The following is a 13,172-nucleotide window of genomic DNA, read 5'->3' as shown; positions in this document are numbered from 1 at the left end:
TGACTCGCGGATCACCGAACCTTCCCTTCAAACGGATGGCGGAAGGGCGGCGACGACCCGGCACGTGCTGACTCGCGGATCACCGAACCTTCCCTTCAAACGGATGGCGGAAGGGCGGCGACGACCCGGCACGTGCTGACTCGCGGATCACCGAACCTTCCCTTCAAACGGATGGCGGAAGAACGGCGGGGGACGTGGTGCCGGTCACCGCACTCTTCCCTTCAAGACATCGACCACCTGGGCCAGCGGCACCTCGGTCTGCTCAGCGGTGCTGAGGTCCTTCACCTGCACGGCCTCGGCCGCGAGGTCACGCTCGCCCAGGATCAGCGCGTACGCGGCGCCCGAGCGGTCGGCGCCCTTCATCGCACCTTTGAGCCCCTTGCCGCCGAACGCCATGTCGGCGCTGACCCCCGCCTGGCGCAGCTCGTCGATGAGCAGGAACATCCGGCGGCGGGCGTCGTCACCCAGCGGGACACCGTACACCTGGACGCGGCTCTGTGCCGCGTCGTCAAGCAGGCCCTCGGCCTCCATGGCCAGGATGGCGCGGTCGACGCCGAGCGCCCACCCGACGCTGGGCAGCGGCGGGCCGTCGAGCATCTCGCTGAGCCCGTCGTAGCGCCCGCCGCCTCCCACCGCGGACTGCGACCCGAGCCCGTCGTGCACGTACTCGAACGTGGTGCGCGTGTAGTAGTCGAGCCCGCGCACCAGCCTCGGGTCGTCCTCGAACGCGATCCCGCGGGCGCTCAGCAGCGCGCGGACCTCCTCGTGGTATGCCTTGCAGGCCGCGCACAGGTGATCGACCACCAGCGGCGCGCCCTCCAGCTGGGCCCGCACCTCGGGCCGCTTGTCGTCGAGCACCCGCAGCGGGTTGATGTCGACTCTGGCCCTGGTGTCCGCGTCGAGGTCGAGCCCGCGCAGGAACTCCTGCAGCGACGCCCGGTAGGCGGGACGGCAGGACTTGTCGCCGAGCGAGTTGAGCAGCAACGTGACGTTCTTGAGGCCCAGCGAGGCGAAGCCCCGGGCGCCGAGCAGGATCAGCTCGGCGTCGAGCGCCGGATCCTCGGACCCGAGCGCCTCGGCGCCGACCTGCCAGAAGTGGCGGTAGCGGCCCTTCTGCGCGCGCTCGTAGCGGAACTGACTTCCCGAATACCACAGCTTCACCGGGAGCTGGCCGGTGTGCAGGTTGTGCTGCAGCACGGCGCGCACCACCGAGGCCGTGCCCTCGGGGCGCAGCGTCAGGGAGCGGCCCGCCTTGTCGGGGAAGGTGTACATCTCCTTGGAGACGATGTCGGTCGACTCGCCTACGCCCCTGGCGAACAGCTGGGTGTCCTCGAAGACGGGTGTCTCGATGTAGCCGTAGCCCGCCCGGCGCAGCGGCGCGGCCAGCGCCTCGCGTACGGCCAGCACCCGCTCGGAGCGGGGTGGCAGCCAGTCGAAGGTGCCCTTCGGTGCTTGGAAGCTCATTAGATCCCTCGTGTGGGACCGGCGTGCGGTGCGGCTTCCTTCAAGTATGGGTTGGTAGCACGCTCGCGGCCGATCGTTGTCTGTGGTCCGTGGCCCGGCAAGACGACCGTATCGTCAGGCAGCGGCAGACACTTGGTAGCCAGGCTGCGCAGAATCGTCGGGTAGTCGCCCCCGGGAAGATCAGAGCGTCCGATGGAGCCGGCGAACAACAGGTCCCCTGCCAACATGACCCCGTCGCCGGGCGACCTGAAGGACACCGACCCCCTGGTATGGCCGGGCGTGTGGTCGACGACGAGCTCCAGGCCGGCGAGCTTCAGCACGGCGCCGTCGGACAGCTCGCGCACGTCGTCGGGCTCGCTCAGGGTCAGCCCGCCGAACAGCTGGGCGCTCGTGTCGGACCAGCCCGCGGCGGGGTCGCTCAGCAGGTGGCGGTCCTCCGGGTGGATCCACGCGGGGACGTCACGCGCGCCGCAGACGGGGGCCACCGACCAGACGTGATCGAGGTGGCCGTGGGTGAGCAGGACCGCGACCGGCTTGAGCCGGTGCTCGCGCACCAGCTCCTCGACGCCCTCGGTGGCGTCCTGACCTGGGTCGACGATGACACACTCCTCGCCGGCGGCAGGCGCGACAACGTAACAATTGGTCTGGAAGGCCCCTGCGGGGAAGCCGGCGATGAGCATCTGCCTCAGGTGATCTCGTCGAAAAGCCAATGGGAATGTAACCGAAGGGTACCGGTGCGGGTCGCCGGGCTGCGAATCATTACCCATTGGCCGATACGATTCGCCCACCTCAGTTGATTGACTATGGGAGGCAAAGCGGTGTCCACGGGGAAGGACCGGCAGAAGCAGCTGGCGCGCGAGCACTACGAGCGGCAGATGCAGCGCCGGCTCGAGCGCGAGCAGAAGACCAAGCGTACGGCGATCATCGGCTCGACCGTGGGCGTGGTGATCGTGGTCGGCGGCATCGTGACCGCGATCGCGCTGCTGGGCGGCGGCGACGCGCAGACCGACGCCGCGGCCTCGCCCACGGCGTCGGCGCAGGACACGGCCTCGGCGCCGCCGAGCACGGGGCCGAAGCCGTACGACGCGGCGACGGGCACCTGTGACTACGTCGCCGACACGTCGGGCGGTCAGGTCAAGGACGTCGGCATGCCGCCGAAGAAGGCCGAGACCAAGCCGGCGAAGAAGACGATGACGTTCGAGACGAACCTGGGCGACATCGTGGTCGAACTCGACAACGCCAAGGCGCCCTGCACGACCAACTCACTGGAGCACCTGGCGAAGAAGAAGTACTACGACGGCAGCAAGTGCCACCGGCTCGGCAGCGCGCAGTTCCCGATGCTGCAGTGCGGCGACCCGACGGCCAAGGCCGACGGCAAGAGCCAGGACGGCTCCGGCGGCCCCGGCTACGTGATGGCCGAGGAGAACCTCGAGGGAGCGAAGTACACGCGCGGCGTGATGGCGATGGCCAAGACCTCCGCGCCGGGCAGCACGGGCAGTCAGTTCTTCCTCGTTTACGGGGACATCGGACTCACCCCCGATTACACACCGGTGGGTACGATCACCAAGGGGCTCGACATCCTGGACAAGGTGAACAAAGCGGGCGTCATCGCCGACATGGGAGACGGGACGGGAGCACCAAAGCAAACCGTCGAAATCAAAGACGTGACAATCGCCGGCAAGAGCTGACGTAATACAAACTAGGGACGAAGTAGTCCCGAAGGGTCTGATGGATAGTGCGGGAGGACACGGTGAGCACCGACCCGTGGGGCCGGGTAGACGACGACGGCACCGTCTACGTGCGTACGGCTGAGGGAGAGCGGGCCGTCGGCTCCTGGCAGGCCGGCGAGCCCGAAGAGGCACTGGCCTACTTCCATCGCAAGTACGACGAGCTGGCCGGCCAGGTGCAGTTGCTCGAGCAGCGGCTCAAGGGCACCGACCTGGCTCCCGCGCAGGCCGAGGCGAGCATCGCCAAGCTGCGCGAAGCCGTGGCCGACGCCCACGCCATCGGCGACCTGGCCGCGCTGACGGCCAGGCTCGACGGCCTCACCGAGCTGGTGGGCCGGCGCCGCGAGGAGGTCAAGGCCGCCCGCGAACAGGCACGAGCCGAGGCCAGGGCGGTCAAGGAGCGCATCGTCGCCGAGGCCGAACGCATCGCGGACGAGACCACCCACTGGAAGTCGGGCGGTGAGCGGCTGCGCCAGCTCGTCGAGGAGTGGAAGGCCGCCGACCGCATCGACCGGGTGACCGAGGCCGCGCTGTGGAAGCGGCTGTCTTCCGCGCGCACGGCGTTCGCCAAGCGGCGCAAGCAGTACTTCGCGGGGCTCGACGAGCAGCGCGAGGGCGTGCGAGCGGCCAAGGAGCGGATCGTGGCCGAGGCCGAGGCGATCGCCGGCTCGACGGACTGGGGCACCACCGCGGCGATCTACCGTGAGCTCATGCAGCAGTGGAAGACCGCGGGGCGCGCCTCGCGCGAGGCCGAGGATGAGCTGTGGGCCCGCTTCAAGGCCGCCCAGGACCAGTTCTTCCAGGCCCGCTCCGCGGTGTTCGCCGAGCGGGACGCCTCGCTCGCGGCCAACGCGGAGGTCAAGGAGGAGCTGCTGGCCGACGCCGAGAAGATCCTTCCCGTCACCGACGTACGCACGGCCAGGGGCGCGCTGCGGCACATCCTGGAGCGGTGGGAGGCCGCGGGTCCGGTGCCGCGCGAGCAGCGCGACCGCCTCGAAGGCGGGCTGCGCAAGGTCGACGAGGCCGTCCGCAAGGCCGAGGACGCCGAGTGGAAGCGCTCCAACCCCGAGGCCAGGGCGCGCGCGCAGAGCGCGGTCGACCAGCTCCGCACCTCGATCGAGCAGCTGGAGAAGCGCCTGGTCAAGGCGCAGGCGGCCGGGCGCGCCAAGGACATCAAGGAGACCGAGGAGGCGCTCGTCGCCCGCCGCTCGTGGCTGGAGGAGGCCGAGCGCACGCTCACCGAGTTCAGCTGACCCGCCGCCGGAGCGGCCGCACGTGGTCAATCGGGCCGCGGGCGGCCGGGCCGGAGATCTAGGCTGGCGGCATGGATCCCGTCAGCGCCGCGCGTGCCCTCGTCGATGAGATGTTCCCCGGAGCTCTCTACGCCTTCGTCGGCGGTAGCGTGCTCACCGAGCGCCGCACCAGCACCTCGGACCTCGACGTCGTGGTGGTGCTCGACGGCCTGGCCGTCCCCTACCGCGAGTCGCTGCGCTGGCGCGAGTGGCCCGTCGAGCTGCTCGTGCACAGCGAGGTCAGCCTGGAGGCGTACCTGGACAAGGACTTCGGCAGGCGGCGGCCGGTCCTGGCGCGCATCTGCGCGGAGGGCGCGGTGCTGACCGACAGGACCGGCGGCCGGGCCAGCGACCTGCAGAGCGCGCTGGGCGAGCGCCTGGCGGCCGGCCCTGAGGGCCTGACAGGCACGCAGGCGGAGCGGGCGAGATACGTATTGTCGGACCTGCTCGACGACCTGTCGGGGGCGACGGACCCGGGCGAGCAGGCGTTCATCCGCTGGGAGATCGTGCAGGCGGCGGCCACGACGGCGCTCGGCGTGGGGCGGTGGTGGCAGGGCAGCGGCAAGTGGCTGCTGCGCGAGTTGCGCGCGCACGACCCGAAGCTGGCAGGAGAGCTGCTCGCCGCCCAGGACGACCCGGTGCGTCTGGCGGCCGTCGCCTCGGATGTGCTGGAGCGGGCCGGAGGGCGCCTCTGGGAGGGTTACCGCACGGAGGGCGACCCTTTTCACCGGCCGCTGGCTCACGTGGGCTCAGGAGGACTCTCAGGCGAAACGGCGCAGAGCTCCGGCATGCGCAGGCTGGCCGCGATCAGCGGCGCCACGGCGGGCTCCCAGCGGCTGTGGATGGGCCAGACGCACGTCTCCCCCGCCACCCGCTCGTCCGACCACCACCACGGGGCTTCCGAGACGGCCATCTACGTCGTCAGCGGCACCCCGTCGTTCGTCTTCCTGGAGGACGGGCGGGAGTCGCGGATCGACGCGGGACCCGGCGACTACGTCTACGTCCCGCCCTACGTGCCGCACCGCGAGGAGAACCCCGACCCGTCCGTCGAGGCGGTCGTGGTGATCGCGCGCAGCACGCAGGAGGCCATCGTGGTCAACCTCCCGAGCCTGGCCGGGTAGCTCAGCCGCTCGCGCCGCTCACCCGGTAGACGTCGAAGACGCCCTGGATGCTGCGCACGGCCTTGAGCACGTGGCCCAGGTGCTTGGGGTCGCCCATCTCGAACGTGAACTTGCTGACCGCCACCCGGTCCCGCGAGGTCGTGACCGAGGCGCTCAGGATGTTGACGTGCTGGTCGGAGAGGGTCCGGGTGACGTCGGAGAGCAGCCGCGGCCGGTCCAGCGCCTCCACCTGGATCGCCACCAGGAACACGCTGTCGTCGCTCGGCGACCAGCTCACGTCCACGAGCCGGTCCGGCTGCGTCTTGAGCTGCTGGACGTTGGTGCAGTCTGCGCGGTGCACGGACACGCCGTGGCCCCGGGTGACGAACCCGACGATCTCGTCGCCGGGAACGGGGGTGCAGCACTTCGACAAGCGTACCCACACGTCGGCGTCGCCCGCCACGACCACGCCGGCGCCGCCCCCGCCGCGGGGCCGGCCGCGCAGCCGCGTGGGCAGCGACGTCTCGGCGATGTCCTCCTCGGCGCTGTCGACGCCGCCGATGGAGGCCACGAGCTTCTGCACGACGGCCTGGGCGGCGACATGGCCCTCCCCCACGGCCGCGTAGAGCGCGGACACGTCGGGGTAGCGCAGGTCGCGAGCCAGGGCCAGGAGCGCCTCGCCGGACATCAGGCGCTGCAGCGGCAGCCCCTGCTTGCGCATGGCGCGGCCGATGGCCTCCTTGCCCGCCTCGATCGCGGTCTCGCGGCGCTCCTTGGAGAACCACTGCCTGATCTTGTTACGGGCCCGGCCCGACTTGACGAACTTCAGCCAGTCGCGCGACGGCCCCGCGTCCGGCGACTTGGAGGTGAAGATCTCCACCGTGTCGCCGTTGCCGAGCCGTGACTCCAGTGGCACCAGCCGGCCGTTGACCCGGGCGCCGATGCAGCGGTGGCCCACCTCGGTGTGCACCGCGTAGGCGAAGTCGACCGGCGTGGCCCCCTCGGGCAGCGCGATGACCTGCCCCTTCGGGGTGAACACGTAGACCTCGGACACCGACAGGTCGAACCTCAGCGACTCCAGGAACTCACCGGGGTCCGAGGTCTCCTTCTGCCAGTCGAGGAGCTGACGCAGCCAGGCCATGTCGCTGCCCGGCTTGACCTTGCCTGTGGGGCCGGGGGTGCCGACCTCCTCTTTGTACTTCCAGTGCGCGGCCACGCCGTATTCGGCCCTGTGGTGCATCGCGTGGGTACGGATCTGCAGCTCCACCGGCTTGCCCTCGGGACCGATCACCGTCGTGTGCAGCGACTGGTACATGTTGAACTTGGGCATCGCGATGTAGTCCTTGAACCGGCCGGGCACCGGATTCCACCGCGCGTGGATGGTGCCGAGCGCCGCGTAGCAGTCGCGTACGCTGTCGACCAGCACGCGGATGCCCACCAGGTCGTAGATGTCGTCGAACGCCACGTCCCGCGCGATCATCTTCTGGTAGACCGAGTAGTAGTGCTTCGGCCGGCCCTTGACCACGGCGCGGATCTTGGCCTCGCGCAGGTCGCCGGAGACCTTCTCGATGACCTCCTGCAGGAACAGGTCGCGGCGCGGCGCCCGCTCCGACACCATGCGCGCGATCTCGTCGTAGCGCTTGGGATAGAGCATGGCGAACGCGAGGTCCTCGAGCTCCCACTTGATCGTGTTCATGCCCAGGCGGTGGGCCAGCGGGGCGAAGATCTCCAGCGTCTCGCGCGACTTCTGGTGGCGCTTGTGCTCAGGCAGGTAGCGCATGGTGCGCATGTTGTGCAGCCGGTCGGCCAGCTTGATGATCAGCACGCGGATGTCGCGCGACATGGCGACGACCATCTTGCGCACCGTCTCGGCCTGCGCGGCGTCCCCGAACTTCACCTTGTCCAGCTTGGTCACGCCGTCGACCAGGGAGGCGATGGTCTCGCCGAAGTCGCCGCGCAGCTCGTCGAGGCTGTAGGCGGTGTCCTCGACCGTGTCGTGGAGCAGGGCCGCGCACAGCGTCTCGTCGTCCGTGCCGAGCTCGGCCAGGATCGTCGCCACGGCGAGCGGATGGGTGATGTACGGGTCGCCGGACTTCCGCTTCTGGTCACGGTGGTGATAGGCGGCCACGTCGTATGCACGCTCGATGACGCGCAGGTCCGCCTTGGGATGGGTGGCCCGGACGGTCCGGAACAACGGCTCCAGCACCGGGTTCATGGCCCCACCCCCAAACCGCCTGCGACGCACCGCCGGCACGCCGGACGGCTCGGCACTGCCTGCTGCGTCGGTTACGTCGGGCACGACCGCATCACGGGGCACACAGACTCCTCACGCAATTGCTCCTCACGTTCGAGTCCAGATCCCACCAGTGTATCCAGGCGTCCAACCTGGGCAGTCGCGGGCCGGACTCAGACGATCACGAGGGAGTGCAGCTCCACTCCCTCGACCCGGTCCCGGCCCTTCAGGAAGCCCAGTTCCATGAGCACCGCGATGGCGACGACCCGGGCTCCGGCCCGCTGCACGAGGTCCACGGTCGCCTTCGCCGTGCCGCCGGTGGCCAGCACGTCGTCGACGATGAGGACACGGTCGCCGGGCGCGAACGCGTCACGGTGGACCTCGATGGTCGCGGAGCCGTACTCCAGATCGTAGGACTCTTCCAGGGTTTCGGCGGGCAGTTTTCCCTTCTTCCGCACCGGCACGAACCCGGCCGCCGCCCGATACGCCACCGGTGCGGCGAGGATGAAGCCGCGCGCCTCGATCCCCACGATCTTGTCCACCTGGTGCAGCCCGGCCAGTTCGTCCACCACGGCCGCCATCGTGACCGGGTCGGCGAGGAGCGGCGTGATGTCCTTGAACAGGACTCCCGGCTTGGGGTAGTCGGGCACGTCCCTGATCTTGTCCAGGATCATCTTGCTCAGCTCGGTCATGGGGTTTTCCCTCGCATTCTCCACCGGCGATCTGCCGCGCTCCATGATGGTGCATCCCGCCGCCACTCCGGACAACACAGCACGTGCTTGAGGGCGCACGACGACGCCCCCGGCCCGCGTGATCGCGGTGCCGGGGGCGTCGTCGTGATGGGCGCGCCGCCTACCCCTTGGCTACGGCCGCGCTTTTGGAACCCTTCTTGCCACCACCCGTGGAGGCCAGCCGCCTGGCGATGGCCTGGTACTTCGGCTCCCGCTCCTTGAGCGTCACCAGCAGCGGCGTCGCCACGCAGATCGACGAGTACGTGCCCACGATCATGCCCACGAACAGGGCCAGCGACAGGTCCTTCAGCGTGCCCGCGCCGAGCAGCGTGGTGCCGATGAACAGGATCGCCGCCACCGGCAGGATCGCGACCAGCGAGGTGTTCAGCGACCGGATCAGCGTGTGGTTGAGCGCGTTGTTGGCCGCCATCGAGTACGTCTGCTTGGACGTGTGCCCCAGCTTGGACGTGACTTCCTTGATCATGTCGAACACCACGACCGCGTCGTAGAGCGAGTAACCGAGGATGGTCAGGAAGCCCAGCAGCGTCGCGGGCGTGACCTCGAAGCCCGACCAGGCGTAGATGCCGGCCGTGATGACGAGGTCGTGCACGAGCGCGACGATGGCCGCGAGCGCCATCTTCGGCTCGAACGCCATCGACAGATACAAGATGATCGCCAGCATGAACACGCCCAGGCCGATCCAGGCCTTCTGGGAGACCTCACCGCCCCAGGACGCGCCGATCGACTGAATGTCGACCTGGTCGGCGGGGACGTTGTAGTCCTTGGCGATCGCGGTCTGCACCTGGTTCATGGTGCCTTCCGAGAGGGTCTCGGTGGTGACCCGCCACCGGTCGCCGGCCGTCTGCACGATCGGCTGGTGCACGCCCTCGTCCTGGAAGGTCTCCCGGACCTGCTCGATGCCGGCGCTCGGCGCCGCGAACGAGAAGACCGAACCGCCCTTGAACTCCACGCCCAGGTTGAGCCCGTTGAACAGCAGGCCGGCCAGCGACACGACCAGCAGCAGGCCGGACAGGCTGTACCAGAGCCGCCACTTGCCGACGAAGTCGACGTCGATCTCGCCCCGATAGAGGCGACGCCCCAATCCCATCTCAGGCCTCCTGCGGAGTGGTCGTGCGGCCGCCCGAGCCGGCCTCGCTCATACGCTCGGCGTCGAGCCCGGACAGCGGGTGCCCCTTGGCGAAGAACCTCACCCTCGCCAGCATGGCGATGAACGGCTTCGTGAACAGGAACACCACCACGACGTCGATCAGCGTGGTCAGGCCCATCGCGAACGCGAACCCGGCCACACCGCCCACCGCCAGGAAGTACAGCACGATCGCGGCGATGAACATGACGGCGTCGGCGATCAGGATCGTGCGCCGGGCACGGACCCAGGCCACCTCGACGGCCGCGCGGAGCGACCGCCGCCCTTCCTTCATCTCATCACGTATGCGTTCGAAGTACACGATGAAGGAGTCGGCGGTGATGCCGATCGAGACCACCAGGCCGATGATGTGCGGCAGCGACAACCGGAAGCCGGCGTTGTGCCCGAGCACGACCACGGACGTGTAGGTGATGACCGTGGCGACCACGAGGCTCAGCACCGCCACGATGCCCAGGCCCCGGTAGTAGAACAAGCTGTACAGGACCACGAGCGCGAGGCCGATGACGCCCGAGATCAGGCCGCCCTGGAGCTGGTCCTGGCCCAGCGTCGAGGAGACGGTCTCGATCGAGCTGCGGTTGAACTTCAGCGGCAGCGCGCCGTACTTGAGCTGGTCGGCCAGGTTGGTGGCGCTGATCTGGTCGAAACCGCCGGTGATCTCGGCCCGGCCGCCGGGGATCGGGCTGATGATGTTGGGCGCGGTGATGACGACGCCGTCGAGCACGACCGCGACCTTGTTGCGCGGCTCCGGCGAGTTGTACGCGGTGGTGGTGAGCTTGCTCCACTCGCCCGCGCCCTTGCTCTTGAAGTCGAGCTGGACGACCCACTCGGTGGTGCCCTGCTGGACGCCCGCGGAGGCCGTGTTGATGTCGGTGCCGACGACCTTGGCGACGTCGAGGACGTACTTGAAGCTGCCGTCGGTCTCACAGCCGGCGAACTGCTTGTTGGGGTCGTCCTGGACGCCCTGACCGCGGTTCTTCGGGTCGGCGCAGTCGAGCTTGTTGTACTGGGCCAGCACCGCGGGGTCGATGCCCTCGGTGTTGACGCCGGCGTTGGGGTCCTGCTGCGGCGGAGGGCTGGTTTCGCCGGTCGGCGTCGGCGTGGACTTGGCGTCCTGTCCCTTCTTGGCGTCCTGGTCCTTCTTGCCGTCCTGCTGTCCGCCGTCCTGAGTGGCCGAGGGCGACGGCGCGGGCGAGGCCGCGGTCAGCGCCGACGACAGCGCCTTACCCGTGGGGGACGCGCTCGGGGCCGGCGTGGTGGCCGACTGCGAGCTGGACGGCTTGGCCGAGCCCGTGGCGGAGGCCGAGGGCGAGGCGCTCGGCGTCGGCGCGTTGGTGGCCATTTCCTGCGGGATCTGCGTGGGCTCCATCGCGAGAACCTGGCGGAAGCGCAGCTCCGCGGTGGTGGCGACCAGCTTGACTGCCTCGCTCTGCCCCACGCCCGGAATGGAGATGATGATGTTGTCGCCGGACTTGGCGACCTCCGCGTCGGAGATGCCGGTGCCGTTGACCCGGTCGCGGATGATGTTGACCGCGCGGTCGAGGATCTCCTCAGGCGGCGCCGCGTTGTTCTGAGTCACGGGCGACAGAGTCACCGTCGTGCCGCCGGCGAGGTCGAGCCCCAGCTTGGGCGTGTACGCCTGCTGCAGGAACATCGTCCCGCCCAGGGCGAGGATGAGCGCCAGCAGCACCAGGAGCGTACGCCCCGGTCGGCTGTGGCGGCTGGTCGGTCGGGCCACTGGTCGTCAGTTCTTTCGGATAGAGGTTGGGCGCAGAGCTTGGTCAGGACTGCTTGGAGCTGGAGCCCTGGTCGCCGTTGTGATCCACGGTGGCCTCGGACTCCTTGTCGCCCTCTTCGTCTTCCCCGGCGGCAGGGGCGTCGCCGGGCGTGACGACGCGGCCGATCGCGGCCTTCACCCAGCGGGTTTCGATCCCTGGCGCGACCTCGAGGACCACGTCCTCATTCTCCACCGCGACCACGGTGCCGAACAGACCCGTCGTGGTCATGACCCGCGCGCCGGGCGCCAGGGAGTTCTGCATTTTGACCGCCTCTTGCTGACGCTTGCGCTGAGGGCGAATCAGCAGGAAGTAGAACACCACCACCAGCAGAATCAGCGGCAGGATACTACCCAGTTGTCCCATGTCCATAAGGGGCGACCTTCCAATTGTCGTACAAGACGTTGACACCGGCCTCGCGCCGGAAATTCCGTGCGTTGCGTCCGGGGCCGCGCCGCTCAGCCCGTCAGCCTACACAGCCAGCCAAGCCACGGAGTGTAGGCGCTTGTTGCGAAACGCGGCAACGAGGCAGCGTTTCGGCGCGCGGGGAAGTTCCCATTTTGAAACGGTTGCAACCGTTCTGTGATCAGGTGAAAAGTGTCGCTCCGAACGCATCTGGGGGCGGGGTCAAGCCGAGGTGGCTCCACGCGGCCGCGGTCGCGACCCGGCCGCGCGGGGTCCTGGCCAGCAGACCCTGGCGGACAAGGAACGGCTCGGCCACCACTTCGACCGTCTCCGGCTCCTCGCCCACGGCCACCGCCAGCGTGGAAAGCCCCACCGGGCCGCCGCCGAACTTCTTCAGCAGCACACCCAGCACCGCCCGGTCGAGCCGGTCAAGCCCTTCGGCGTCGACTTCGTAGAGGTTGAGCGCCGCCGAGGCGATGTCCCGGTTGACCACGCCATCGGCACGGACGTCGGCGAAGTCGCGTACGCGCCTCAGCAGCCGGTTCGCGATGCGGGGCGTGCCGCGCGAGCGCCTGGCGATCTCGTGTGCGCCCTCGCCGGGCAGCGTGACGCCGAGTAGTTTGGCGGAGCGGTTGAGCACCTGCTCCAGCTCGCCCACCTCGTAGAAGTCCATGTGCGCGGTGAAGCCGAACCGGTCGCGCAGCGGCGCGGGCAGCAGCCCGGCCCGAGTGGTGGCGCCGACCAGCGTGAACGGGGCGATGTCGAGCGGGATGGCGGTGGCTCCCGGACCCTTGCCGACGACGATGTCGACCCTGAAGTCCTCCATGGCGAGGTAGAGCATCTCCTCGGCGGGCCTGGCCATCCGGTGGATCTCGTCGATGAACAGCACCTCGCCCTCGGCCAGCGTCGACAGGATGGACGCGAGGTCCCCGGCCCGCTCCAGCGCGGGGCCCGAGGTGATCCGGAGCGGCGCGTTCAGCTCGGCCGCGATGATCATGGCCAGGGTCGTCTTGCCCAGCCCCGGGGACCCGTTCATGAGGACGTGGTCAGGGGGCCGCTGCCGGCGCAGGGCGCTTTCGAGTACGAGGGACAGCTGCTCTCGCACGCGGCCCTGGCCGATGAACTCGCTCAGCCTCTTGGGCCGGAGCGCCGCCTCGATCTGCAGCTCATCGCCCTCGGCTGCGGCCGACACCAACTCCCGCTCAGCTCCCAAGCCGCCCACACCTCCCCGAACGCGACCCGAACCCGGCCGTCACAACACACCCGCCCCCCACCCTAGGCCC

The 13,172-nt window shown here is 69.3% G+C and carries 11 protein-coding genes; 3 read left to right on the top strand and 8 right to left on the bottom strand.

What is annotated here, in order from left to right:
• Nucleotides 1-204: 204 nt before the first annotated feature.
• Both hisS and ITP53_RS05195 read right to left on the bottom strand, forming a co-directional pair.
• The gene (hisS, locus tag ITP53_RS05200) at nt 205-1,464 is read right to left on the bottom strand and encodes a histidine--tRNA ligase (RefSeq protein ID WP_195894133.1); all 1,260 of its coding nucleotides are present in this window, start codon (nt 1,462-1,464) and stop codon (nt 205-207) included.
• Nucleotides 1,464-2,144, bottom strand: a complete 681-nt coding sequence (locus ITP53_RS05195; protein ID WP_195894132.1) for an MBL fold metallo-hydrolase — start codon at nt 2,142-2,144, stop codon at nt 1,464-1,466. Before ITP53_RS05195 ends, hisS begins: the two co-directional genes overlap by 1 nt.
• Before the next feature lie 138 nt (nt 2,145-2,282).
• Between ITP53_RS05195 and ITP53_RS05190 the strand changes: the two genes are divergently transcribed.
• The 3 genes from ITP53_RS05190 to ITP53_RS57040 all read left to right on the top strand — a co-directional run bounded on the left by ITP53_RS05190 (nt 2,283) and on the right by ITP53_RS57040 (nt 5,604).
• On the top strand, nt 2,283-3,152 hold the full coding sequence (locus ITP53_RS05190) for a peptidylprolyl isomerase (RefSeq protein WP_328814021.1): 870 nt from the start codon (nt 2,283-2,285) through the stop codon (nt 3,150-3,152).
• 62 nt (nt 3,153-3,214) lie between these two features.
• Entirely contained in the window at nt 3,215-4,444 is a 1,230-nt protein-coding gene (locus ITP53_RS05185; RefSeq protein WP_195894130.1) for a DUF349 domain-containing protein, read from the top strand.
• Nucleotides 4,445-4,515: 71 nt separating this feature from the next.
• On the top strand, nt 4,516-5,604 hold the full coding sequence (locus ITP53_RS57040) for a cupin domain-containing protein (RefSeq protein WP_236050471.1): 1,089 nt from the start codon (nt 4,516-4,518) through the stop codon (nt 5,602-5,604).
• Between the two features lies 1 nt (nt 5,605).
• On the opposite strand, the gene ITP53_RS05175 is transcribed toward ITP53_RS57040, so the two are convergent.
• The 6 genes from ITP53_RS05175 to ruvB form a co-directional block, all read right to left on the bottom strand.
• Complete coding sequence (locus ITP53_RS05175) at nt 5,606-7,798, bottom strand: RelA/SpoT family protein (RefSeq protein WP_195894129.1); 2,193 nt, start codon at nt 7,796-7,798, stop codon at nt 5,606-5,608.
• Nucleotides 7,799-7,989: 191 nt separating this feature from the next.
• Nucleotides 7,990-8,508, bottom strand: coding sequence for an adenine phosphoribosyltransferase (locus ITP53_RS05170; protein ID WP_195894128.1), 519 nt, complete (start codon nt 8,506-8,508; stop codon nt 7,990-7,992).
• A gap of 160 nt (nt 8,509-8,668) precedes the next feature.
• Nucleotides 8,669-9,655, bottom strand: coding sequence for a protein translocase subunit SecF (gene secF, locus ITP53_RS05165; RefSeq protein ID WP_195894127.1), 987 nt, complete (start codon nt 9,653-9,655; stop codon nt 8,669-8,671).
• 1 nt (nt 9,656) lies between these two features.
• The gene (secD, locus tag ITP53_RS05160; protein ID WP_328814016.1) at nt 9,657-11,447 is read right to left on the bottom strand and encodes a protein translocase subunit SecD; all 1,791 of its coding nucleotides are present in this window, start codon (nt 11,445-11,447) and stop codon (nt 9,657-9,659) included.
• Between the two features lie 43 nt (nt 11,448-11,490).
• Complete coding sequence (gene yajC / locus ITP53_RS05155; RefSeq protein WP_195894126.1) at nt 11,491-11,856, bottom strand: preprotein translocase subunit YajC; 366 nt, start codon at nt 11,854-11,856, stop codon at nt 11,491-11,493.
• A gap of 214 nt (nt 11,857-12,070) precedes the next feature.
• Entirely contained in the window at nt 12,071-13,102 is a 1,032-nt protein-coding gene (gene ruvB, locus ITP53_RS05150) for a Holliday junction branch migration DNA helicase RuvB (protein WP_195894125.1), read from the bottom strand.
• Nucleotides 13,103-13,172 lie beyond the last annotated feature (70 nt).

It is taken from the genome of Nonomuraea cypriaca, from assembly GCF_015645445.1.
In the GTDB taxonomy this organism is placed as follows: Bacteria; Actinomycetota; Actinomycetes; order Streptosporangiales; family Streptosporangiaceae; genus Nonomuraea; species Nonomuraea cypriaca.
This window is presented reverse-complemented; position numbering and strand designations above follow the sequence as displayed.

Excerpts from the sequence above, each read along its gene's own strand:
- yajC (WP_195894126.1), bottom strand. The coding sequence starts at position 11,856 with ATGGACATGGGACAACTGGGTAGTATCCTGCCGCTGATTCTGCTGGTG.
- ITP53_RS05175 (WP_195894129.1), bottom strand. The coding sequence starts at position 7,798 with ATGAACCCGGTGCTGGAGCCGTTGTTCCGGACCGTCCGGGCCACCCAT.
- ITP53_RS57040 (WP_236050471.1), top strand. The coding sequence starts at position 4,516 with ATGGATCCCGTCAGCGCCGCGCGTGCCCTCGTCGATGAGATGTTCCCC.
- ITP53_RS05170 (WP_195894128.1), bottom strand. The coding sequence starts at position 8,508 with ATGACCGAGCTGAGCAAGATGATCCTGGACAAGATCAGGGACGTGCCC.
- secF (WP_195894127.1), bottom strand. The coding sequence starts at position 9,655 with ATGGGATTGGGGCGTCGCCTCTATCGGGGCGAGATCGACGTCGACTTC.
- ITP53_RS05195 (WP_195894132.1), bottom strand. The coding sequence starts at position 2,144 with ATGCTCATCGCCGGCTTCCCCGCAGGGGCCTTCCAGACCAATTGTTAC.
- hisS (WP_195894133.1), bottom strand. The coding sequence starts at position 1,464 with ATGAGCTTCCAAGCACCGAAGGGCACCTTCGACTGGCTGCCACCCCGC.